The organism is Corynebacterium sp. 239_CJEI (genome assembly GCF_001055995.1).
Lineage (GTDB): Bacteria > Actinomycetota > Actinomycetes > Mycobacteriales > Mycobacteriaceae > Corynebacterium > Corynebacterium jeikeium_D.
In genome coordinates this window covers 44,637-66,704 of the sequence record NZ_JVOW01000030.1, presented here as the reverse complement: position 1 = coordinate 66,704, position 22,068 = coordinate 44,637, and the positions used below count along the sequence as shown (strand labels likewise).

Below are 22,068 nucleotides of genomic sequence, written 5' to 3'. Positions count from 1 at the left end.
AGAGTGAATATGACACTGGAGGTGCCATGACTGTTAAAAGTTCAAACCGTGACGCAATCGCGCACGGCAAAATTAATGTAGAACCGCTGCGCGAGCAGCCTAAATACCCCTCATGGGCTCTGAAGCTGACCATGGCCGTCACTGGCGTGCTGTTTGGCCTCTTCGTTATTGTCCACATGCTGGGTAACCTGAAAATTTTCGCTGGCGCGGAAGACTTCAACGCATACGCGACCTTCCTGCGCACTGTCGGTGCTCCGGCAGTTCCGAACGAGGGCATTTTGTGGGTTTTCCGCATTGTCCTGCTGGTAGCTATTGTCCTGCACATTTTCGGTGGCCTCACCCTGGCTGCACGTGCTAAGCAGTCCCGCGGCAAGTTCCGCCGTCAGGGCATGGTGTCCAGCTGGAACACCTTTACTGCACGTTCGATGGTGATCACCGGCATCGTACTGCTGGCTTTCATCATCTTCCACCTGCTGGACCTGACCATCGGTGCTGGCGTTGCTCCGTCTTCTTTCGAGCACGGTGAGGCGTACCAGAACGTGGTTGCGTCCTTCTCGCGTCCGGGTGTTGTTGTTTGGTACATCATTGCGCAGCTCGCTCTGCTGCTGCACCTGTCCCACGGTCTGTGGACTGCTACTTCCGACCTCGGTATCACCGGTAAGCGCTGGCGCAAGGTTCTGCTGTTCCTGTCCGGCCTGCTGCCGCTGCTGGTTGTTGTCGGCAACATCTTCATCCCAGTCGCCGTCCTGACCGGTCTGGTCTCGTAGGTCGAGGAGGAAATTTACTATGACTAACACTGAAGCAACCGCCGCTGCGGACTTCCGCGCGCCGGAAAGCGTTGTCGACGGGGTCAAGATCGGCAAGGTTCTGTCCGATAACTCCCCGGGTGACAAGGTCTCCATGAAGGACCACTGGCAGTACCAGAAGGATCACGCCAACCTGGTTTCGCCGCTGAACCGTCGTAAGTTCCGCGTCATGGTCGTCGGTACCGGCCTGGCTGGTGGCGCTGCCGCTGCTGCCCTCGGCGAGCTCGGTTACGACGTGCAGGTTTTCACCTACCACGACGCTCCGCGCCGTGCGCACTCCATTGCTGCACAGGGTGGTGTCAACTCCGCTCGCGGTAAGAAGGTCGACAACGACGGCGCTTACCGCCACGTCAAGGACACCGTTAAGGGCGGCGACTACCGCTGCCGCGAGAACGACTGCTGGCGTCTGGCTGTAGAGTCCGTCCGCGTCATCGACCACCTGAATGCAATTGGTGCTCCGTTCGCTCGCGAGTACGGCGGTACCCTGGCAACCCGTTCCTTCGGTGGTGTGCAGGTCTCCCGTACGTACTACACCCGTGGTCAGACGGGTCAGCAGCTGCAGCTGTCGACTACCTCGGCTCTGCAGCGCCAGATTGGTCTCGGCAACGTCGAGATCTTCACCCACAACGAGCTGGTTGACATCATCGTCGCCGACGGCCGTTGCCAGGGTGCCATCATGCGTAACCTCATCAATGGTGAGCTGACCGTTCACACTGCTCACGCAGTTATTCTGGCTACCGGCGGTTACGGCAACGTCTACCACATGTCCACGCTGGCCAAGAACTCCAACGCTTCGGCCATCATGCGTGCATACGACCAGGGTGCTTACTTCGCATCCCCGTCCTTCATCCAGTTCCACCCGACCGGTCTTCCGGTCAACGCGCACTGGCAGTCGAAGACCATTCTGATGTCCGAGTCGCTGCGTAACGACGCACGTATTTGGACCCCGAAGAAGAAGGGCGACGAGCGCCCGGCCAACGACATCCCGGAGGACGAGCGCGACTACTTCCTGGAGCGTCGCTACCCGGCATTCGGTAACCTCGTCCCGCGTGACGTCGCTTCCCGTGCCAACTCTCAGCAGATTAACGCCGGCTACGGTGTTGGTCCGCTGAAGAACTCCGTCTACCTGGATCTGCGTGACGCAATTGAGCGCCTGGGCCAGCCGGTCATCAAGGAACGCTACTCGAACCTGATTCAGATGTACGAAGAGGCAATCGGTGAGGACCCGTACAAGGTTCCGATGCGCATTGCTCCGACCTGCCACTTCACCATGGGTGGTCTGTGGTCTGACTTCAACCAGATGACCTCCATCCCGGGTCTGTTCACCGGTGGCGAGGCATCCTGGACCTACCACGGTGCAAACCGCCTGGGTGCAAACTCCCTGCTGTCCGGTTCGGTCGACGGTTGGTTCACCCTGCCGTTCACCATTCCGAACTACCTTGGCCCGCTGCTCGGTACCGACCGCCTGGCTGAGGATGCCCCGGAGGCCAAGGAAGCACTGGACCGCGCTCAGGCTCGCCTGGACAAGCTGATGAGCATCCAGGGTAAGCACGGTGCTGAGTACTTCCACCGCCAGCTCGGTGAGATTCTCTACCGCGACTGTGGTGTGGCCCGTAACAAGGAAGACCTGGCTCGCGGTATCGAGGAGATCCGCGAACTGCGTAAGGCATTCTGGTCTGACCTGTTTATCCCGGGTGAGCCGAATGAGATGAACCAGCAGCTCGAGTACGCTAACCGTGTTGCTGACTACATCGACCTCGGTGAGCTCATGTGTGTCGACGCCCTCGACCGCGATGAGTCCTGCGGTGCTCACTACCGCGATGACCACATCTCCGAAGATGGCGAGGCAGAGCGCGATGACGCTAACTGGTGCTTCGTTTCCGCATGGGAGCGAGGCAACAATGGTCCTGCATGGGATCTGTCCGGTCACGAATTCATTCGCCACGCCGAGCCGCTCACCTTCGAAGCCGTCCCGCTCATGACAAGGAACTACAAGTAATGAAACTGCACCTTGAAATCTGGCGCCAAGCAGGTCCGAACGTCGAGGGACACTTTGAATCCGTTGACGTTGACGACGCCGTCGCAGAGATGTCGATCCTGGAGCTGCTTGACCACGTCAACTCCAAGTACGTCGAGTCCGGCAAGGAGCCGTTCGCGTTCGCATCTGACTGCCGTGAGGGTATCTGTGGTACCTGTGGTCTGAACGTCAACGGTCGTCCGCACGGCCCGGGCCAGAACACCCCGACCTGTCAGCAGCGTCTGCACCAGTTCAGCGATGGTGACACCCTGAAGATCGAGCCGATGCGCTCCGCCGCATACCCGGTCATCAAGGACATGGTCGTTGACCGCTCCGCTCTGGACCGTGTCCTCGAGCAGGGTGGCTACGTCTCCATCAACGCTGGTACCGCTCCGGATGCAGATACTCTGCACCTGAACCACGAGACCGCTGAGTTCGCACTTGACCACGCAGCCTGCATCGGCTGTGGTGCTTGTGTCGCAGCTTGCCCGAACGGTGCTGCACATCTGTTCACCGGCGCAAAGCTGGTTCACCTCTCCCTGGTCCCGCTGGGTAAGGAAGAGCGTGGCAAGCGTGCCCGCAAGATGGTTGACGAGGTCGAAGGCACCTTCGGTCCGTGCTCCCTCTATGGTGAATGTGCTGACGTCTGCCCGGCCGGTATCCCGCTGACTGCGGTTGCCGCCGTTACCAAGGAACGAGCTCGTTCGTTCTTCCGCGGTAAGGACGACTAAACTCTTTCTCGATTAGAGTTTTCCAGAAGGGACATAGATTATGGCGAATGCAGTCAAGCGTTACCAGGGCGAAGAGCACTTCGTCGACGGTTACGTGCCTCAGAGCATGAATGCCGAATACTCCTCGCTTCACAAGAGCATTACCTGGATTGGCATGGGACTCATGCTCGCCTCTCTGGCGGCTTGGGGTACCTTCATTTTCGGTCTCGCAACGACCGTTTTTGCCGACCAGACTGCTGCCTCTCACAGCAATGGTTTCCTGGCTAAGGATGCCGCCAACTACACCGACTACACCGGTGGTTGGAACTTCGACGGCAGCGTGTTCATGTGGGCTGGCCTGGTAGTCGCACTGGTTATGGTTATTGCGGGTGTGGCCTGCATCTCCATCGGTCGTCGTGACTACAAGGCTTACCGAAAGGAATTCGGCACTCACCACTAAAGGCTTGCCCCAGTTTAAAGGGGCTCGCCTCTAGTCGGATGCAACGCTAGCCTTTTGAACTAGCACCTCCACAGTTGATGCCACCGTGCACAGTGTGCTGAGGTAGGGAAGTACTGAGAAGTACTTCTCTCACCAACAGCGGACTGCGGCGCGGTGGCATTTTCGCGTTTTCGGCGCCTAATCTATACACATGGATAACAACCCCGCTAAGCTCCCGGCAGCTGTCGATTCGGTCTCGGACCGTCTCGAAGTTCCCGGGCCATCACCTGAGGTTGAATCGGAAAAACGTGCGCAACTGCGTAAGGCCAAGGCCTTCGCTACGATGCTGCTGGTCATCGCAACCGCTGTGTATTTCACATGCCGCGGTATTGAGTCTTCACACCTATCCGCAGGCGAAGTTGTGCCCGCGTGGGTGGGCTACGTTCGCGCTGCTTCTGAGGCCGGCATGGTCGGTGCCCTCGCCGACTGGTTCGCAGTCGTAGCCCTGTTCCGCCACCCGCTCGGCATTCCTATCCCACACACCGCTATCGTCCGCCGCAAGAAGGACCAAGTCGGTGAGTCCCTGGCGCAGTTCGTCGGTGATAACTTCCTGAACCCCGCTTTGATTGTGGACAAGGTGCGTAAGGCCGAGATTCCTGAGCGTATCGGCGAATGGCTGGTAGCGCCGGGAAACGCCGACAAAGTGTCCGCAGAGGTCGGTAAGTTCACCGGAAATGTGCTGGAGGCGATTAATCCTGACGATGCCGCCGCAGTGCTGAAGTCAGCAGTCATCGACGAAGTTGCAGCCCCGGAGTGGGGGCCACCAGCGGGTAAGGTTCTCGAGCAGCTCATCGAAGAGGGGCGCACCGAGCCTATTGTCCAGCAGATGGCTGAGTGGCTGCACCGGAAGTCGCTGGGCTCGCAGAATCTTATCGACCGTCTCGTCGGAGAGCGTGCCCCATCCTGGGCGCCGAGCTTTGTCAACGATCTCATCGGCGACAAGGTCTATCGCGAGCTGGTTGACTGGACCTGGCAGGTGCAGCATGACCCTAAGCACGACGCGCGCTTGGCGCTCCACCGCTTCCTCACGCAGCTCGCCGTTGATTTGCAGAACGACGAGAAGACCATCGCCAAGGTCGAAGAGATTAAGACTGACATTCTTTCGTCCGCCGCCGTCACACAGGCACCGGCGAAGATTTGGGCATCGACATCCGCAAAGCTTGTCGACGCTGTCCGCGACCCGGACTCCCTGCTCCGTCGGAAGGTCTCGGAAACGGCCGCCCGCTACGGCGAGCGGATTCAGTCCGATCCTGAGTTGCGCAAACGAATGGACCGCCGTCTGGAAGCGGCTGTCGTCTTCATCGCTGAGAACTACGCGGGCGAGATTACCTCGATCATTTCCGAGACCGTCGAGCGTTGGGACGCCGATGAGGCTTCCGACAAGATTGAACTGATGGTCGGTCGCGATCTGCAGTTCATTCGCGTTAACGGCACTGTTGTCGGATCACTGGCCGGTTTGGCTATTTACACCCTGTCGACCTTGGTGTTTGGGGCTATTTAGCAGCACAACCCAGCACATCAGACCGTGTGCGTTAGCATGTAAAAAGCAATGCATCCCTGTTAAAGGAGTTGTTCCCCCGGTGCGCCTGTTACCATCTTTGCCCAGTCTTGCGGATTCGCCGCTGATGGCAATTTCCGTCTATGTGGACGTCCTGTTTCAGTTCGCCATTCCGTTTGTCATCGGCATCTTGGCGCTAATCGGTGCGGTGCTTGTCATCACCACCCGCGCGGATGCCTTTGACGCTGCAGACCGCAAGAGCCGCAACGTCTGGGCCGGTATGCTGGTCGGTTCGGCGATTTTCCTGCTCCTGCCGTGGCTGGGCTGGGCAATGCTGGGCATCCCGCTGATTGCCGGGCTAGTCATTACGGGTATTTACTGGTTGGATGTCCGCCCACAGATTAAGGACATTTTGTCGAACGCACAGGGCGGTTATTAGTCCCGGGCGGGTGTTAGTCCAGGGCGGGTGTTAGCCCGCACAACTGAGAAAGTGTCTGGGTTTATGACAGTTTCTGGGTGAAAAACCCGGTTATTTTGTCATAAACCCAGACACTTTCTTTCTGGGGGAGCGGATAGGGATAGGTCTGGCTCCCCGAAAACCTACTGGAACACCACGGTAATCTACTGGAACACCACGGTGCGGTTGCCGTAGACCTGCACACGATCCTCCAGGTGCCAGCGCAAACCGCGGGCCAGGACCTGCTTCTCCGCATCGCGACCCTCACGCTGCATGTCCGCAGCGGTGTACTTGTGGGAGACACGCATGACGTCCTGCTCAATAATCGGGCCGTCGTCGAGGTCCTCAGTGGCGTAGTGGCAGGTGGCACCGATGAGCTTCACACCACGTCGATAAGCCTGCAGGTACGGGCGCGCGCCCATGAACGACGGCAGGAAGCTGTGGTGGATATTGATCGCGCGGCCTTCCCACTTTTCGCACAGATCCGGCGGCAGAATCTGCATGAAACGTGCGAGCACGATGGCATCCGGGTTTTCGGCGTCGACGATCTCGGCGACCTCATCGAATGCCTTACGCTTGCCGACGGCATCCTTGGGGAAGGGCACGTGGTGGAAGGGAATGTCATACGCTGCGACCAGTGGCTCCAGATCGCGGTGGTTACCAATTACTGCAGCGATTTCCATCGGATAGTCGGACTGTGCGACGCGGCCGAGCAGATCCTGCAGGCAGTGGCCTTCCTTGGTCACCAGGATGACAGCGCGCTTCGGGACAGCGTTGTCGGTGACCTTCCAGCGGACCTCAGGGCCCCAATCACCGACGAGCTCAGCGAACTTCTCGCGCAGCTCTTCTACCGTCAGGTCGAGAGCGTCGGCGCGGACCGCCTGGCGAGTGAAAAACCATCCGGTCTCCGGGTCGGAGAAGAAGTCCGCCTCGGTAATCCACGCACCAATGTCGGACAGGAAGGTCGACAGGGTGGAAACGATACCGGTACGGTCTGGACAGCCGAGCGAGAAGATGTACTGGCGCTCGGTGGGAGTACCGCTATTTGCGGTGATGAGAGAGCGAGTCATTCTCGGTATCTTACCTGCTAGCTAAAGGTAAGTTCGCTCACGGTCGACAAAGGCAGATTTGCGCCCGTCAGCGTCAACGCCAGGCCCTCCCCAGTGACGTGGGCTTCCTCCACCTGCATACCGTGGCCGATGTCGTAGCTCAACAGCGTACCGCTCGCTTCTCCCAGCCAGCCGGCCAGGCCATCGAGGTTTAAGCCGAGGATTGAGCCGCCCTCCAAGTTGATTTCGATATGACCGCCGTTGGCAATCGGGCGGAACTTGGAGGTCGCAAATCCGGAGGCGAATTCAATGTTGAACAGGCCTTCGTCCGGCAACGGCGTGATTGTGGAAGCGCGTACACCGCTTTCCCGGTTAATTAGCGCCTGCAGCAGTTGAGGTGGGATTGTGACGTCTACTCGCAGCGACTCTGCCGTCGGATCCGCACGATTGCTCAGATCCACGTTTTCCAGGTGCACTTCCGCTGCCGGGTCACCGTTGATCTCCGGTGCGCCACCCAGCGCCTCCGGGTTCTTGACCTCCAGTGTGTTCGGAGTGGACAGATCCATCGAGGGCACTGACTTGGTGGCCAAGGCGAGCAGCATCGGGCGGGTGCCGAAAGAAACCTTGGGGTCTTCAGTGACCGTCGCACCACGCTCTTCGGCGGAGGTGCGGTAGCCGTCGGAAATCTCCTTGCTCACGAACATCCGGACGCCGATTTCGCCGGCGATCGCAATGAGTGCCACCACGATGATGACACCGAGGACGGTGGGCAGGACTTTGACGCTCGATGAGCGTTTAGCAGAACTCATGGTTCCCAGTCTTGCTTAACGACGGCTCCGTCGCTACCACCTTTCTTCGCCCGGGTGTCCGCCCCCGGTGCCGCCTCGGTGTGCCCCGCTGCGCAACCTACTTAGTGACGTAGTCCGCCAGCACAGCGGTCTCAGCGTTGAGGACGCGCTCCAGGTACGGAGCTGCCTTCTCCTCGAGCTTGCCACCGAGCAGCGGCACGTTGATGGCGAACTCGGAGTTGGTGGTCAGCACGGAACCTTCACCCTGGGCGGTGAGCTTCTGGGACGCACTGAAGGACGCCGGTACGCCCGAAGCTTCTGTGGTCAAAGTAGAGGTCGCGCCGTCGTCGTTAAGCGGGCTGATGACGAACGTGCGCGTCATGCCGACCCCGGACTTGACGAACTTCTGTGCCTGCGCCGGAATCTTGTCAGCAGAGACGGTCTGGCGAATCACGACGGTGGTGCCAGCGTCGGTGGTCTCGAACTTTTCCACCTTGCCGTCAGCTGCCGAGAAACGGTTTGCGACCTTCTCCCAGAAACCGGCGTCGGTGAGGGCCTCGTAAACCTTCTCAATCGGCTGGTCGAAGTTGACGGTGTGCGTGTTAGTCGTAGTCATGCGCTTGATGATACGTAATTTGCACTACGCTAGGGGCGTGGAAAATCTCGACCAATCGCCGAACCCAATTCACCTGACCTCCGACATGGAAGAAGCCATCGATGGGCTTGCGGGGCTAGAGGGGGTGGAGCTCAGCACGCATACCGCTTTCGCGGATTTGACGACGCTCCGCCTTGGCGGGGTGCCACGCGCGGTCGTGCGGTGCAACACGACGGACGCTGTGGTCGATGTTGTACGCACGCTTGACGACGCTAACGTGCCCCTCCTCATCGTGGGAGGCGGATCCAACCTGGTGGTGGCCGATGAACTCGAGCCGCTGGTGGCTGTGGTGATCGAGGCCGACAACGTGACCATGAGCACTCGCGGACACGGGCTGGAGTCCGTGTCGGCAATCGTGGAGGCCGAGGCCGGTGCGGTCTGGGACGAGGTCGTGGAGATGAGTGTCGACGCAGGTTTTGGCGGCCTTGAATGCCTGTCGGGTATTCCGGGATCGGCCGGAGCCACTCCGGTGCAAAACGTGGGCGCCTACGGTGCTGAGGTGTCGCAGGTCCTGGACGCGGTGCAGCTTTACGACCGCGCAACCGGCTCGGTCGAGTGGGTGGAACCGGAGTCTCTCGACCTTTCCTACCGCTACTCGAACCTGAAGTTCACCGCACGGGCAGTGGTGCTGGCCGTGCGGTTCGAGCTCAGTGTGGATGGCATGTCCGCGCCACTTCGCTATGGCGAACTGGCGCGGCGCCTGGGCGTCGACGAGGCCGAGGCTGCGGCTGGCGAGATTCGCAGGCCGGCTGCGCTGGTGCGCGAAAAGGTGCTTGAGCTGCGCCGGGGCAAGGGCATGGTGCTCGAAGATGCTGACCGCGATACCTGGTCGGCGGGTTCTTTCTTTACCAACCCGATCATTCCGGAGAACTCGGTGGAGGCCGTGCGTGCAAAGGTTGCCGCGCTGCGTGGGGCCGATGAGGCCGCGAATATGCCCGCATTCCCCGCTGGCCCCGGCCACGAGGGAGCCGTGAAGCTCTCGGCGGCGTGGCTTATCGAGCGCGCCGGGTTCCCCAAGGGCTACCCCGGTGACGGTGCGCCCGCGCGACTGTCGACTAAGCACACTCTTGCCCTGACCAACCGCGGGGAGTCCGGCGACGGTACGCCTACGACCGCCGCCGACTTGGTGGCTTTGGCGCGCGATGTGCGCGCTGGTGTGGAAAAGGCCTTCAGCGTGACCCTGGTGCCCGAGCCGGTGTGGGTCGGCGTGAGCATCGACTAGGCCCGCGGCGGGTGGCTGATGGCCAGTGGGGGCGGACTGGAGAGGCTAGCGTGCCTGATGGGACTAACGGGGGTGATGGGGCTGACCGGGGCGCTGGGGCTGATAGAACCGCCGGGTAGTCCTCAGTTTGCGCTCCCGGGCCTTCTCCCAATGGCGGGGATAGAGAAAGTGACTAGGTTTATGACATGTGAATATTATTCACCCTCAGTTTTTTGTCATAAACCTAGTCACTAAGTCTGGGGGGGGGAGCCGGGGTCCGCCTTAAAGGGATAGGAGCCCGCTCTACTCAGGCCCCTATCCCAACTACAAAACCACCGTGAACTAATGGTGCTTGCGGTGGGAAAGCGAATCGACGCTCTGGCCCTTCTGCTCCAGCTGCGTGAGCAGCACGTCGCGGACATCGCGGCGGCGGACCTTGCCCATCTGGTCGCGAGGAAGTTCCTCCAGGTGGAAGAATGCGCGCGGCACCTTGTACCGGGTCAGGTTGTCGTAGCAGTGGTCGCGGTAGGCGTCGGAATCCAGTCGGGCGTAGTCAGCAAGGGTGATGGCGGCCACGACCATCTCGGAGCCGTCACTCTTCGGGAGGCCGACGACCGTGGCATCGGTGATGTCTGGGTGGGAGAGCAGTACTTCCTCGACCTCGGCCGGGTAGACATTGAAGCCACCGGTGATGATGACCTCCTTGATGCGGGCAACCAGCTTGATGAAGCCGTCCGACTCCATGACTCCGACATCGCCGGTGCGGTACCAACGATCGCCAGCGGGAAGCTCAGCAGGCCCATCGGTGAAGGACTTCTCCGTTGCCTCCGGGAGGTTGAGATAACCGGCGAAAACCTGTGGGCCTCGGACGATGACCTCGCCCTCCTCGCCGTCAGCGCGGAGCTTGGTGGGATCTTCGGGGTCAACGATGGCGACCTCGGTGTCAGGGAATGGCAGGCCAACGTAGCCCGGGCGGCGGTTGCCGTCCATCGGGTTGCCGACGATAATCGGTGACGTTTCGGTGAGGCCGTAGCCTTCGACAAGACGCCCGCCAGTGAGTTTCTCCCACTTCTGCACAAGGGAAACCGGCAGGGTAGCAGCACCGCAGAAGGCGAACTTCACGCCGGAGAGGTCGACATTATCGCGCTCGGCGGCTTCGACAATCTTCTCGTAGAGAGTCGGCACACCAGGCACCCATGTCGGGCGATTGTTCTTCATCACCTTCATAATCAGCGGAATCTCCGGTGCCGGCACCAGCACCAGTTCAGCGCCAATCAGCATGGACAAGTTGGTGACAATGGTCAGGCCGTAGGCATGGAACATCGGCAGAACGCCGAGGGAGATTTCCCGCTCCTTGCCAAGGCCCGGCACCCAGGCCTTGCCCTGCAGAATGTTCGCTACCAACCCCTGGTGACTCAACTGTGCGCCCTTTGGCGAGCCCGTGGTGCCAGAGGTGTACATCATCACTGCAGTGTCATCGGCAGTGATGGATTCATCGGCCTGGAGGTTGTGGCCGTCTCCGCCGACGGCGTCGTGAAGCAAAGCGTCAAAACCCATGACCTGCGGTGCGGAGGAGTGCAGCTTAGCGCGGGCGGCGCGGAGCTTCGGCAGCGGGATCGACAGGGCGGTGCGCATGACAAACGGCAGGTCCTGCAGCATATTGACCGCGATGATGGTCTCGAGCGGGGTGTTGCTGCGAAGGTCTTCAAGTACGGGGACGATCTTGTCCCAGCAGATGGCAAAGCGGGCGCCGTGGTCGTTGAACGGGTGGCGCAGTTCGTGGGCGGTGTAGAGGGGGTTGTGCTCTACGACAACAGCGCCGAGGTGCAGAACTGCCCAGTAGGCGATGACATGCTGCGGGCAGTTCGGCATGAGCAGTGCCACGCGATCGCCTTTGCGTACACCGAGTGCGCGCAGGCCGGCGGCAACGCTGCGAACCTTGACATCTAGCTCGGCATAGGAGGTGGAGCGACCGAAGAAGGTCAGTGCCTTGCGGCGCGGGTGGTTGCTCAGAGTGTGGCGGTAGACGTCTAGGAGGGTGTCGAAGTTGTAGTCGATGTGGGGTGGGGTCCACTCCGGATACAGGTTCAGCCAGGCCTTGGAAACCGCAGCGTTGGGTGTGGAACCGTGAGCTGGGGCGGAGTCATTTGCAGCGTGTGAGCTGGATGTATCGGCCATGGGGTCCTCCTAGGTTTTTGTTTAGCACCTGACTATGTCGTGAGGTGATAATAACCTACGACGTAGTAGGTATCGACCTCTATTGTGCCGTACGTCGCACTGCGTTGCCGGAATTCCGATACACGTATTTGAGGTACTCATTTGCGGGGTTGCCCCTGGCGTAGGCACTCTGGGCAGTATGAGCGAAACATTTCCGGCGGCAACGGCGGGCGCAGACGCGGCCACCTCTAACACCCCGGCGTGGCCGAACCGCATCGCGATGATCTCCATGCATACCTCTCCGCTGGAGCAACCGGGCATCGGAGACGCTGGTGGCATGAATGTCTACGTGCTGCGCACATGCGAGGAGCTGGCGCGACGCGGTGTGAAGGTGGATGTTTTCACCCGCGCCACGCGTTCCAGCGATGGGCCGGTGATTCAGGTCAGTGAGAACTTCCGCGTCATCAACATTGTGGCTGGTCCATATGAGGGGTTAGAGAAGTCAGACCTGGCTACGCAGATGCCGGCCTTTGCCGGTGGGGTCATTGAATTCGCCCGCAAACAGGGGATTGAATACGACCTGATCCATTCGCACTACTGGCTCTCTGGCCAAGTGGGGTGGCTGCTGTCGGATTTGCTTGACATTCCGTTTGTGCACACGGCGCACACGCTGGCGGCAGTGAAGAATCTCCATCTGGCGGAGGGAGATACGCCGGAGCCGGAGTCTCGGCGTATCTGTGAGCAGCAGATTGTGGACAATGCGTGCCGGCTCATCGTCAACACCGATGCCGAGGCTAAGCAGCTCGCGGATCTCCACGATGCCGACCCGTGGCGCATCAATGTCGTGCCGCCCGGGGTGGACGTGGAGCTCTTTTCGCCAGGCAGTGATCGTGCCACCGAGCGGTCCCGTCGTGAGTTGGGCATCCCGTTGCACACTAAGGTCATTTTGTTCGTCGGTAGGCTGCAGCGGCTGAAAGGCCCGCAGGTATTGCTGCGGGGTGTCGGTGAGCTCATGCGTCGCCATCCCGCCACTAATGTCCGAGTGATTATCTGCGGTGGACTTTCCGGTTCTGGGCTGCATGCGCCCGACGAATTCACCAATCTCGCCGCGGAAGAGGGGATCGACCACCTGGTCCGGTTCATGCCCCCGCGCCCGCCGCAGGACCTGGCGAAGCTCTACCAGGCCGCAGATATTGTCGCCGTGCCCAGTTACAACGAAACTTTCGGGTTGGTGGCGATGGAGGCTCAGGCCACCGGTACTCCCGTTGTCGCGGCGAATGTCGGCGGACTCTCCATCGCTGTCGACGATGGGGTCAGCGGTTTGCTTGTCGACGGTCACGAGCCCGCAGCCTGGGCCGATGCCCTCGGTCGCCTGGTGGAGGACGACGAGCTACGCATTAAATTGGCCACCCAGGCACGCGAGCACTCCCTGGAGTTTTCCTGGCAAAAGACCGTGGATCGGTTGGCCGATGTCTATCATCGAACCGAACTCCAAAAGGAAAATTGTCCCGGCTCTATCCGGGATGCGGGCGGCTCCCGGTAGGTTTCGTTAGCTTCAGTACCGCCAGAGCCGTAGCCACAAAAGCAGGGAGATGATTCACGATGAGCACGGACATCCAAGTACAGCTGAAATCCCTCGGTGAGCAGCTGGAACGCCTCGGTGTCGAGCATGGTATTGCAGACAATGCCGCCGTGGTGGTCCTGCCTGGTAAGAAGAAGCTCAAGACTGTCGTCGGCCTCATCCCGGCACCGGACTCCCTGCGTGTTGAAGCCTTCGTCTGTCGCGCGGTCGAAGAAAACCACGAGGCCGTTTACAAGTGGTTGCTACAGCGCAACCGTCGTCTGTTCGGCATCGGTTACACCATCGACGCCGCCGGCGACATCTACCTGGTCGGTCAACTGCCCGCTGAGCTTTCCGACGATGACCTCGACCGCCTCCTCGGTCAGCTGCTCGAGACGGCCGATGGGGACTTCAACCAGATCCTCGAACGCGGCTTTGCATCGGCAATTAAGCGCGAGTGGGAGTGGCGGGTTGACCGTGGGGAAAACCTGGCCAATCTGGAGCAGTTCCGCCACATGGTTGAGTAGCCGGGGGTAGCAACCCACATAGCGGGGCAACGAACGGCGGGCTTTCCCGTTTTGGGGCACAATTAGGGGTATGAGCAATGGAAAACTGATTCTTGTCCGTCATGGCCAGAGTGAGTGGAACGCATCCAACCAGTTCACGGGCTGGGTCGACGTTGCACTGACCGACAAGGGCCGCGCTGAGGCAGTACGTGCCGGTGAGATGCTCGTAGAGGCAGGCCTGAAGCCGCAGGTTCTCTACACGTCGCTGCTGCGTCGCGCAATTAACACCGCACACATTGCCCTGGATACCGCTGACCTGTTGTGGATTCCGGTTATCCGTGACTGGCGTCTGAACGAGCGCCACTACGGTGCTCTGCAGGGTCTGAACAAGGCAGAGACCAAGGAGAAGTACGGCGAGGACCAGTTCATGTCCTGGCGTCGCTCCTACGACACTCCGCCGCCGGAGCTGTCGGATGACAGCGAGTTCTCGCAGGCTAATGACCCGCGTTACGCCAACCTGGATGAGGTTCCGCGCACGGAGTGCCTCCTGGACGTCGTGAAGCGTTTCATTCCTTACTTTGAAGAGGAAATCCTGCCGCGTCTGAAGGCCGGTGAGACTGTCATGGTGGCAGCTCACGGTAACTCCCTGCGTGCACTGGTCAAGCACCTGGACAACATCTCGGACGAGGACATTGCCGCTCTGAACATCCCGACCGGTATCCCGCTGGTTTACGACTTTGATGCTGAGGGCAAGGTTTTGAACCCGGGTGGCACCTACCTGGATCCGGAAGCTGCAGCTGCAGGTGCTGCTGCTGTTGCTGCTCAGGGCAACAAGTAAAAATGTAGGTGTTTGATAGGCCGATAAGGGGCGCAGCCAAGTGGGGCTGTGCTCCTTGGTCTATTTAGAGCTAGCTAGCGCACTGATTTTCAGCGCGCGCGGATTGTGAAAAGAGCTTAGGGTAAGACCCGTGTCAAAAATCATTATCGCCGCTCTATTAGGTGCTGCGGTTATGGCAGCTGTGCTGATTCTTGGTGGAGTTGTCTCGGGTGCCTATAACGCCGCTCGGCGTCAGAAGAGCGACGAGGAAAGTTCAATAACCACCATGGCGCAGGTCATGCACCTGGCCATTCAGAAGTCTCCGACGGGTGTGGTGGTCGTTGACATCTCACGTGATTTGATTTTGTCGAACTCCATGGCGCACAAGTTAGGGCTGGTCTATGAGCGCCGCCTCAATGACGTGGGCTGGGAAGCTGCGCTCAAGGTCTTTGACTCGCAGGAGGACCAGGAGCTAACGCTGGTGCTGCCGTCGCGCCGGGCGGGGGCGCCGGACACAATTGTCCGCTGTCAGCTAACTCCGTTGTCACTGGTGGACGACCGTTTTGTGGTGATTTATGCGGCGGATGTCTCCGAACAGGCCCGTATGGAGGCCGCGCGACGTGACTTTGTGGCTAACGTTTCCCACGAGCTCAAGACTCCGGTGGGGGCCATCAGCCTCTTGGTCGAGGCGCTGAATGAAGCTACCGACGACCCGGTTGCCGTGCGTCACTTTAGTGAGAGCCTGACGCAGGAGTCCAAGCGGATGTCGACCATGATTACGGAACTCATCTCGCTGTCGAAGCTGCAGGGGGCAGAGCCGCTGCCGGACATGTCTCCCGTGAAGGTTGAAGAGATTGTCCAAGGAGCTGTGCGTCGTAACCAGATGCTCTCGGAGCAGGCGGGTATTGAAATCACCGTTGACTGTGAGCCGGATTTGGTGGTTGAAGGTGAACGCAGCCTGCTGATCACCGCGGTGTCCAACCTGATTTCAAATGCGATCAACTACTCGCCAGAGGCCACGCCTGTATCTGTGACTGCGGTCAAGGAGGATAACGACACCGTCGCTATCCGCGTCACTGACCGCGGTATCGGCATTTCCCAGGCGAATCAGAAGCGTATCTTCGAGCGCTTCTTCCGTGCGGATAAGGCACGCTCGCGGGCGACAGGCGGTACCGGTCTGGGCTTGGCAATTGTTAAGCACGTCGCAGCGAATCACAAGGGAACCGTGAAGCTGTGGAGTCGGCTGGGCACAGGATCGACCTTCACCATTGAGCTCCCGCTGATGGAAAAGAACGGTTCCGCGTCGAATGATGGCGATGTATCTGCACGTTTGCCAATCGGCCACACCCAGCCTGCGGGTAAAATTGCGGCTAAGAAAAACGCGCAGCGCGGTACGGGCAAAACCCGTGGCAAGGATAAGGATTCCCAGAACAAGGATTCCAAGGAAGGAATGAAGTAATCCGTGACTGAGGTACTTATTGTCGAAGACGAGACGGCTTTGGCGGAGCCGCTTGCGTTTCTGCTGCAGCGCGAAGGATTCGAGGTGCGGATGGCCGCTGACGGCCAGGAAGCACTTGCAGAATTCTCCAAGGCAGAACCGGACATTGTGCTGCTGGACCTCATGCTGCCAGGTATGAGTGGCACCGAGGTCTGCAAAAACATCCGCTTAAAGTCCTCTGTCCCAGTGATTATGGTGACCGCCCGTGACACTGAGATTGACAAGGTCGTCGGCCTCGAAATTGGTGCGGATGACTATGTGACCAAGCCGTATTCCTCTCGGGAACTTATTGCCCGTATCCGGGCTGTGCTGCGCCGCGGTCGCCACGACGACTCCGACGATGTCGAGGATATCTACGAGGAGGTCTTGCGCGGCGGCCCGGTCGTGCTGGACGTCGAGCGCCATGTAGTCACCGTTGACGGCGATGATGTCGCAATGCCGCTCAAGGAATTCGACCTGCTGGAGTACTTGCTGCGCAACCGTGGTCGTGTGCTAACCCGTGGCCAGCTCATCGACCGCGTCTGGGGCTCCGACTACGTCGGCGACACCAAGACGCTGGACGTACACATCAAGCGCCTGCGCTCCAAGATCGAGCGCAATCCTTCCTCGCCGGAGTTCCTGGTCACCGTTCGCGGCTTGGGTTACAAGTTCGAGGACTAGCTCAGCAGACTGCTGCCGACAATCTCCGCCGTCGGTCTGAGAAACCCCGACTTAAACCTCGTCCGGCGCCAGCCCCTCGGCCGCTGCGCGTGTGGCCGGGTGAATCGCCAGCAGTGGGTAGCCACTCGGCCCGAAAGCCTTGGCCGCGCCCGCTATTTCTCGGGCACGGCAGTGCTCCGCCAGAATTTCGTAGCACTCTTCGCCGATGAGCTCTATTAGCTCGGACTTGTGCGTGCGCCACACCGGCTCGCCACCGGTATGTGTGGCCGGCGCGCCCGTGCAGAACCATTCAAAGTCCTCGCCGCCATCGCCCCAGGCACGACGATCGTATTCGGTAATGGTCGTGCGCAGAATCTCCTGGCCGTCCGGGCGTTCCTCCCAGTCCTCCAGTCGGCGCAGCGGCACCTGCCAACACACATCCGGCTTGACCTTTACGGGGTCAATGTCGTTGGCCATCGCCCATTGGTGGATGGCACAGCCCGCACCATTGCGCCATCCGTCACGGTTGGCAAAAATGCAGGCATTCTTCACGACCTTCGTTTTCAGAGCAGGCTCAGGCTCTCCGTTTTCGTCGTCAAGCTCGTCCCACACTAACCACGGTTCCAACGGTTCGGAGGGGTCGGTTTCGTAGGTTTCAAGCCACTTCAGAGTTTGTTCGGGGCGGTTCTGCCACCACTGGGGCTCTGCGGAGTCGCCTTCCATTCGCTTTACGACGTCAATAACCCTCTCGCGGTCTTCTTCGTCGGTGATAAAGGCGCCATGGCCACAGCATCCGACATCCGCGTTCGCGGAGTCGATGCCCTGGCAAGCGGAGGTGCCGAAAGCGCATTGATAGGAGCTCATCAACCAGGTTAGGTCGCAGGTGATGATATGTTCTGGGTCCTCCGGGTGGGCGAACTCGAACCACTCGCGGGGAAAGTCATAGGCGACTTCAGCGGGAGACGGTTGCGGTCCACGACCGGGGCGGGGGTGGGGTTGATTCACACCAATACACCGTAGACCGTCTAACCTACTAAGAGTGAGATTAGGTGTATTAGATGTAGGTAGTAATACCGTCCACTTGGTGATGGTGGACGCCCGCCGGGGCGGACATCCGACTCCGATGAGCGATTCCAAGTCGACGATGAAGCTGGTCGAGTACCTGGATAAGGACAACAACCTGTCCAAGAAGGGCATTGACAAGCTGACGGGCTACGTCGCTGAATCCAAGGAATTGGTTGAGCAGATGAAGTGCGAAGAGATGATTAGCTTCGCCACTTCAGCTGTTCGCGATGCCACGAATGCGGACGAGGTTCTCGCCCACGTTGAGAAAGAAACTGGCATTAAGCTGCAGATTCTCTCCGGTGAGGATGAGGCTCGTCTGACCTTTTTGGCAGTACGGCGCTGGTACGGCTGGTCTGCTGGTCGTCTAATCAACCTGGATATCGGTGGCGGTTCTCTTGAGCTGACGTCGGGTACTGATGAAGATCCGGAGGCCGCGTACTCGCTGCTGCTCGGTGCGGGACGGTTGACCCACGAGTGGTTCGAGACCGATCCGCCGGAGCGCAAGAAGATTGACCTGCTGCGCGATTACATTGATGCTGAGCTCGCTGAGCCAGCTCGTCATCTGCGTACGCTTGGTGAGCCGGACTTGGCTGTCGCCACCTCGAAGACTTTCCGCACTCTCGCTCGCCTGACCGGTGCGGCGCCTTCCGCTGCTGGTCCCCGGGTTAAGCGCACTCTGACTGCCGCTGGTTTGCGCCAGTTGATTGCGTTTATTTCCCGCATGACGGCGGCTGACCGTGCTGAACTTGAGGGTGTTAGTGCGAATCGTTCTCACCAAATTGTCGCAGGTGCTCTCGTTGCAGAGGCTAGTATGCGAGCATTGGGATTAGAGAAGGTCGAGATTTGTCCTTGGGCGCTGCGTGAGGGCATTATCTTCCGACGACTGGACAGTGACCTATACGGAAAGGGTTGAGATGAGCGAGGAAAAGCTCACCGTTGCCGAACTGCTGGCGCGGCGGCAGAAGGAGGGAGCCCCCTCTGAACCACCGCGGCGCCGCCGTCGACGCAGCCTTGAAGAAGGCGGTGTGTCTGTTCAGGAGCTCACCGGCTCAATCCCTCGTGTAAAGGCCGACGAACCGCGACGTGGTGCTCACGCTCTTTCCAACGCAGACGACGATCAGACGACTACGAGTGATTTGCTTGCCGACGAAGCTGCGGCCAACGCCGCCGAAGAAGCGCAGGCAACCGAACCGGAGGTAGAAGCTCCGGAGCACTCGGAGGCTGTCGCTGAGCCAGTGGTAGTTGCTGAAGGGGCGGATTCGTCGGAGCATGAGGTTCAAGCTGAGGCCGAGGCTGAAGCTGCTGATCAGGAAGAAGAGGAGTCGGAATTAGCTGAGGCTGACGCCGAAGTAGCTGACGCCGAGGTCGCTGAGGCCGAAGCTGACGAGGTTGCCGAAGTTGCTGAAGAACCGGTTGCACCGGTTGCACCGGCAGCTCCGCAGCAGGAGCAAGCCGCGCAGAGCACACCAACTGCGCAGCCAGCAGCCCCTGCGGTGCCATTGGCAATTCCGATGGAACCCCGTCCGGTCATGGTCAACTCCGAGCGTTCGGAGATTACCTACACCTTCACCGAACTGCGTGACATGGCAGACGAGTCGCAGCAGCTTGGGGAGCCGGGGCCAGTCGCTCGTGCGGTACTCACCGGTTCCAACGCTTACGACGACCGTCCGACTGCCTCCATTCCGGTTGTCCAGGACAATGTCGACGAAGAGTCCGAGGCATCCGCTGAATCGGATGACGTCGACGGTGAACAATTTGCTGAGGCTGAAGCTGCTCAGGAAACCGCTACCTTCGAGGCTGCCGACGCTGACGCCGATACCGGTGCCGCTTCCAAGGCGGCAGTGGCAGCCGCTGTCGCTCCTGAAGTTGCACAGGCAGAAGACGCACAGGCCGATATCGAGCAGGCCGAGGACGCCCCCACTGAGGCTGCACAGGTCGAGACCACACCGACCCAGGCCGCAGCTGACGAGAAGCAGGCGGAGCCCCGGGACGTCGTTAAGCGTGAAGAATCCAAGAGCTCCAAGGGCAAGGCCGTCGCGCGCGATGGCTACGCCGAGGACAATTCCCTCTCGGTGCCGTTGCTGCTAATCCAGGTCTTCGTGGGTCTGATTGCTGGTGCATTGGTGTTCCTGGGCTTCACCATGGCCTGGTCGTCGCTGCCAAAGATTGTGGTTGTCATCATGGCTCTCGTGGTCGCTGGTGGCTTCGCGGGAATGGCGAACTACCTGCGCCGTGAGAAGGACAAACTGACACCGATTCTCGCAGGACTTGTCGGTTTGGCGCTGACATTTGGCCCCTGGATTCTCTTCCAGTTGTAGTGGGGTCAACAGAATAATCATCACCTGATGCAGGGGTCGGAAGCGTAGTTTTCCGGTCCCTGCATTCGCATGTGTGGGCCAGTTTTGGCACACTTAGCGTCCATGACAAGAATTGCTGTAATTGGTGGCGGAAAGATTGGTAGCGCACTCGTCGGTGGTCTCATCGACGGTGGTGTCTCGCCCTCCTCGATTTATGTGGTGGGGCGCACCAAGGAGAGCCTGGCCGGTCTGAAGGAGACCTACGGCATTGTCGATGCCGACGACCCAGTAGGGGCCGTCGACGGTGCCGACGTGGTGTTCTTGTGCGTAAAACCGTACTTGATTATCGACATGCTCGAGCAGATTGCCGACGTGCTCGATGACTCTGAGGTCGACACCATTGTGGTGTCGATGGCGGCTGGCATCACGCTGGACAAGATGGAAAGCGTCTGTGCTGTCGGTACTCCGGTGATCCGCGTCATGCCGAATACCCCGATGCTGGTGGGCAAGGGGGTCTGTGCAGTCGCGCCGGGCCGCTTTGTCACGGAGAGCCAGACCGACGAGGTTGTCGAACTGTTGAAGAAGGTCGGCAGCGTTGAGGTTGTCGATGAGTCGCTGATGTCTGCAGTCACTGCAGTCTCGGGCTCCGGTCCGGCTTACTTCTTCCAGTTCGTCGAGGCGATGACCGACGCGGGTGTGAATCTGGGCCTCAAGCGTGATCAGGCTAAGCGTCTGGCGTCGGCTACGGCTGCTGGTGCAGCCGAGATGATGATGCAGGAAGGCGCGGACCCGACTGCGTTGCGTGCCGATGTCACCTCTCCGGGCGGTACAACCGCTGCGGCCACCCGAGTTTTCGAGGAAGAAGGCATTCGTCGCGCGGTGCATCGTGCGCTGCAGGCTTGCTATGACAAGGCCAACGAGATGGGTAAATAAGCATTTCGCCGAGTAGAGGCGGGTGTACAAGTAACCCCAATATTTGGGGCATTGGAAATGGTCAGCGGCAGTAGCTAATCCGATACGCAGGGACGATGGGTTAGTCACAACTGTCACACCATTCGCCAATGCCCCTATTTTTTATCAAAAATCGCACCGGCACCTTGCCTACCGGTAGGATATGAAAAGCACGTGCGTGTCACGATTTTCTGCAGGAGGGGAAGCCTGCAGCGCGTCGCGTGCGCTGAAGGGAATATTTACTAATGCAGAATGCAGATAAAGGCACCTTTCTGACCGTTGCGGAAGTTGCTGACATCATGCGCGTATCCAAGATGACCGTCTACCGCCTGGTTCACGCTGGCGAGCTGCCGGCAGTGCGCGTGGGCCGTTCTTTCCGCGTCCATGAGTCCGCAGTCAAGGAATACCTGGACTCCTCTTTCTACAACGCGGGTTAATTTTTTCTGCCTTTTAAGCGGGGCTGTTTGACCTGAACGCATATGTCCCCGCTATGATTAATCCGATTAGTACATGGTGCTGTGCTGCGCCCCTGTTTCCTATCGTCTTCAAGTCATGAAGTATCTAGCTGTGAAGGCGGAAGGAAAAAGGGCGTGACATCTCGGCGGTTGTAAGGCCGCATTGAGTACGCCGCCATTGTGCAAGAAAAGAAATTTCCGTCAACGAATAGCGAGGTCGAGCCGATGGGTTCCGTCATTAAGAAGCGTCGCAAGCGCATGTCGAAGAAGAAGCACCGCAAGATGCTTCGCCGTACCCGCGTGCAGCGTCGTAAGCTCGGCAAGTAAGCCAGCATTCCTGCCGTTATCGCAGGAGCGCGCGTGCTGCGTCGCGTACACGTTTTAAAAGCAAAACCCGCCCGGTCTCGTTGAGACAGGGCGGGTTTTGTCGTTGGGGGGGGGG

At 59.7% G+C, this 22,068-nt stretch carries 22 protein-coding genes; 17 read left to right on the top strand and 5 right to left on the bottom strand.

What is annotated here, in order from left to right; genetic code table 11:
• Positions 1-26: 26 nt before the first annotated feature.
• The 6 genes from ADB08_RS08390 to ADB08_RS08365 all read left to right on the top strand — a co-directional run bounded on the left by ADB08_RS08390 (position 27) and on the right by ADB08_RS08365 (position 5,969).
• Positions 27-767, top strand: a complete 741-nt coding sequence (locus ADB08_RS08390; RefSeq protein WP_049172378.1) for a succinate dehydrogenase cytochrome b subunit — start codon at positions 27-29, stop codon at positions 765-767.
• 19 nt (positions 768-786) lie between these two features.
• A complete protein-coding gene (locus tag ADB08_RS08385) occupies positions 787-2,805 on the top strand; it encodes a fumarate reductase/succinate dehydrogenase flavoprotein subunit (RefSeq protein ID WP_049172376.1) in 2,019 nt (672 codons plus the stop codon).
• Positions 2,805-3,554: a succinate dehydrogenase/fumarate reductase iron-sulfur subunit gene (locus tag ADB08_RS08380; protein ID WP_016421966.1), complete on the top strand. Its 750-nt coding sequence runs from the start codon at positions 2,805-2,807 to the stop codon at positions 3,552-3,554. The genes ADB08_RS08385 and ADB08_RS08380 overlap by 1 nt, the downstream gene beginning before the upstream one ends.
• Positions 3,555-3,594: 40 nt before the next feature.
• On the top strand, positions 3,595-3,993 hold the full coding sequence (locus ADB08_RS08375) for a hypothetical protein (RefSeq protein ID WP_049172374.1): 399 nt from the start codon (positions 3,595-3,597) through the stop codon (positions 3,991-3,993).
• A gap of 190 nt (positions 3,994-4,183) precedes the next feature.
• Complete coding sequence (locus tag ADB08_RS08370; protein WP_049172371.1) at positions 4,184-5,533, top strand: DUF445 domain-containing protein; 1,350 nt, start codon at positions 4,184-4,186, stop codon at positions 5,531-5,533.
• A gap of 79 nt (positions 5,534-5,612) precedes the next feature.
• Positions 5,613-5,969: a DUF2516 family protein gene (locus ADB08_RS08365; RefSeq protein WP_016421969.1), complete on the top strand. Its 357-nt coding sequence runs from the start codon at positions 5,613-5,615 to the stop codon at positions 5,967-5,969.
• 182 nt (positions 5,970-6,151) lie between these two features.
• Here the strand turns inward: ADB08_RS08365 and purU are convergent, their stop codons facing one another.
• The 3 genes from purU to ADB08_RS08350 form a co-directional block, all read right to left on the bottom strand.
• Positions 6,152-7,057, bottom strand: coding sequence for a formyltetrahydrofolate deformylase (gene purU, locus ADB08_RS08360; protein WP_016421970.1), 906 nt, complete (start codon positions 7,055-7,057; stop codon positions 6,152-6,154).
• A 17-nt stretch (positions 7,058-7,074) separates the two neighbouring features.
• Positions 7,075-7,845 carry an LmeA family phospholipid-binding protein gene (locus tag ADB08_RS08355; protein WP_016421971.1) on the bottom strand — a complete coding sequence of 257 codons (771 nt, stop codon included), beginning with the start codon at positions 7,843-7,845 and terminating at the stop codon, positions 7,075-7,077.
• Between the two features lie 97 nt (positions 7,846-7,942).
• Positions 7,943-8,440, bottom strand: coding sequence for a DUF2505 domain-containing protein (locus ADB08_RS08350; RefSeq protein WP_049172369.1), 498 nt, complete (start codon positions 8,438-8,440; stop codon positions 7,943-7,945).
• Between the two features lie 85 nt (positions 8,441-8,525).
• Here ADB08_RS08350 and ADB08_RS08345 point away from each other — a divergent pair, with 85 nt between their 5' ends.
• The gene (locus tag ADB08_RS08345) at positions 8,526-9,701 is read left to right on the top strand and encodes a UDP-N-acetylmuramate dehydrogenase (protein WP_049172410.1); all 1,176 of its coding nucleotides are present in this window, start codon (positions 8,526-8,528) and stop codon (positions 9,699-9,701) included.
• Positions 9,702-10,022: 321 nt separating this feature from the next.
• On the opposite strand, the gene ADB08_RS08340 is transcribed toward ADB08_RS08345, so the two are convergent.
• Positions 10,023-11,858, bottom strand: coding sequence for a long-chain-fatty-acid--CoA ligase (locus ADB08_RS08340; RefSeq protein ID WP_080971504.1), 1,836 nt, complete (start codon positions 11,856-11,858; stop codon positions 10,023-10,025).
• A gap of 259 nt (positions 11,859-12,117) precedes the next feature.
• On the opposite strand from ADB08_RS08340, the gene mshA reads away from it, so the two are divergent.
• The 5 genes from mshA (at position 12,118) to ADB08_RS08315 (ending at position 16,879) form a co-directional block, all read left to right on the top strand.
• Positions 12,118-13,380, top strand: a complete 1,263-nt coding sequence (gene mshA, locus ADB08_RS08335; protein WP_172620248.1) for a D-inositol-3-phosphate glycosyltransferase — start codon at positions 12,118-12,120, stop codon at positions 13,378-13,380.
• Positions 13,381-13,439: 59 nt separating this feature from the next.
• Positions 13,440-13,925: a YbjN domain-containing protein gene (locus ADB08_RS08330; protein ID WP_049172367.1), complete on the top strand. Its 486-nt coding sequence runs from the start codon at positions 13,440-13,442 to the stop codon at positions 13,923-13,925.
• Between the two features lie 70 nt (positions 13,926-13,995).
• Entirely contained in the window at positions 13,996-14,742 is a 747-nt protein-coding gene (locus tag ADB08_RS08325) for a phosphoglyceromutase (protein WP_016421977.1), read from the top strand.
• A 130-nt stretch (positions 14,743-14,872) separates the two neighbouring features.
• Positions 14,873-16,180 carry a sensor histidine kinase gene (locus ADB08_RS08320; protein WP_016421978.1) on the top strand — a complete coding sequence of 436 codons (1,308 nt, stop codon included), beginning with the start codon at positions 14,873-14,875 and terminating at the stop codon, positions 16,178-16,180.
• Between the two features lie 3 nt (positions 16,181-16,183).
• Positions 16,184-16,879, top strand: a complete 696-nt coding sequence (locus tag ADB08_RS08315) for a response regulator transcription factor (protein ID WP_016421979.1) — start codon at positions 16,184-16,186, stop codon at positions 16,877-16,879.
• Positions 16,880-16,930: 51 nt separating this feature from the next.
• On the opposite strand, the gene ADB08_RS08310 is transcribed toward ADB08_RS08315, so the two are convergent.
• Positions 16,931-17,863 carry a hypothetical protein gene (locus tag ADB08_RS08310; RefSeq protein ID WP_016421980.1) on the bottom strand — a complete coding sequence of 311 codons (933 nt, stop codon included), beginning with the start codon at positions 17,861-17,863 and terminating at the stop codon, positions 16,931-16,933.
• A gap of 34 nt (positions 17,864-17,897) precedes the next feature.
• Here ADB08_RS08310 and ADB08_RS08305 point away from each other — a divergent pair, with 34 nt between their 5' ends.
• The 5 genes from ADB08_RS08305 to ADB08_RS11400 all read left to right on the top strand — a co-directional run bounded on the left by ADB08_RS08305 (position 17,898) and on the right by ADB08_RS11400 (position 21,953).
• The gene (locus tag ADB08_RS08305) at positions 17,898-18,836 is read left to right on the top strand and encodes a Ppx/GppA phosphatase family protein (RefSeq protein WP_161798518.1); all 939 of its coding nucleotides are present in this window, start codon (positions 17,898-17,900) and stop codon (positions 18,834-18,836) included.
• Position 18,837: 1 nt separating this feature from the next.
• Positions 18,838-20,241 (top strand): hypothetical protein, encoded by a 1,404-nt coding sequence (locus ADB08_RS08300; protein ID WP_016421982.1) that lies wholly within the window; start codon positions 18,838-18,840, stop codon positions 20,239-20,241.
• A 102-nt stretch (positions 20,242-20,343) separates the two neighbouring features.
• On the top strand, positions 20,344-21,153 hold the full coding sequence (gene proC, locus ADB08_RS08295) for a pyrroline-5-carboxylate reductase (protein WP_016421983.1): 810 nt from the start codon (positions 20,344-20,346) through the stop codon (positions 21,151-21,153).
• Between the two features lie 263 nt (positions 21,154-21,416).
• Positions 21,417-21,608 carry a helix-turn-helix domain-containing protein gene (locus ADB08_RS08290; protein ID WP_005509751.1) on the top strand — a complete coding sequence of 64 codons (192 nt, stop codon included), beginning with the start codon at positions 21,417-21,419 and terminating at the stop codon, positions 21,606-21,608.
• Positions 21,609-21,851: 243 nt separating this feature from the next.
• A complete protein-coding gene (locus ADB08_RS11400; protein ID WP_003855542.1) occupies positions 21,852-21,953 on the top strand; it encodes a 30S ribosomal protein bS22 in 102 nt (33 codons plus the stop codon).
• Positions 21,954-22,068: the final 115 nt, after the last annotated feature.

Coding starts and splice junctions, on each gene's coding strand:
- mshA (WP_172620248.1), top strand. CDS start 12,118: ATGATCTCCATGCATACCTCTCCGCTGGAGCAACCGGGCATCGGAGAC.
- ADB08_RS08330 (WP_049172367.1), top strand. CDS start 13,440: ATGAGCACGGACATCCAAGTACAGCTGAAATCCCTCGGTGAGCAGCTG.
- ADB08_RS08300 (WP_016421982.1), top strand. CDS start 18,838: ATGAGCGAGGAAAAGCTCACCGTTGCCGAACTGCTGGCGCGGCGGCAG.
- ADB08_RS08370 (WP_049172371.1), top strand. CDS start 4,184: ATGGATAACAACCCCGCTAAGCTCCCGGCAGCTGTCGATTCGGTCTCG.
- ADB08_RS08385 (WP_049172376.1), top strand. CDS start 787: ATGACTAACACTGAAGCAACCGCCGCTGCGGACTTCCGCGCGCCGGAA.
- ADB08_RS08340 (WP_080971504.1), bottom strand. CDS start 11,858: ATGGCCGATACATCCAGCTCACACGCTGCAAATGACTCCGCCCCAGCT.
- ADB08_RS08355 (WP_016421971.1), bottom strand. CDS start 7,845: ATGAGTTCTGCTAAACGCTCATCGAGCGTCAAAGTCCTGCCCACCGTC.
- ADB08_RS08375 (WP_049172374.1), top strand. CDS start 3,595: ATGGCGAATGCAGTCAAGCGTTACCAGGGCGAAGAGCACTTCGTCGAC.
- ADB08_RS08350 (WP_049172369.1), bottom strand. CDS start 8,440: ATGACTACGACTAACACGCACACCGTCAACTTCGACCAGCCGATTGAG.
- ADB08_RS08390 (WP_049172378.1), top strand. CDS start 27: ATGACTGTTAAAAGTTCAAACCGTGACGCAATCGCGCACGGCAAAATT.
- ADB08_RS08290 (WP_005509751.1), top strand. CDS start 21,417: ATGCAGAATGCAGATAAAGGCACCTTTCTGACCGTTGCGGAAGTTGCT.
- ADB08_RS08380 (WP_016421966.1), top strand. CDS start 2,805: ATGAAACTGCACCTTGAAATCTGGCGCCAAGCAGGTCCGAACGTCGAG.
- ADB08_RS08325 (WP_016421977.1), top strand. CDS start 13,996: ATGAGCAATGGAAAACTGATTCTTGTCCGTCATGGCCAGAGTGAGTGG.
- ADB08_RS11400 (WP_003855542.1), top strand. CDS start 21,852: ATGGGTTCCGTCATTAAGAAGCGTCGCAAGCGCATGTCGAAGAAGAAG.
- proC (WP_016421983.1), top strand. CDS start 20,344: ATGACAAGAATTGCTGTAATTGGTGGCGGAAAGATTGGTAGCGCACTC.
- purU (WP_016421970.1), bottom strand. CDS start 7,057: ATGACTCGCTCTCTCATCACCGCAAATAGCGGTACTCCCACCGAGCGC.
- ADB08_RS08345 (WP_049172410.1), top strand. CDS start 8,526: ATGGAAGAAGCCATCGATGGGCTTGCGGGGCTAGAGGGGGTGGAGCTC.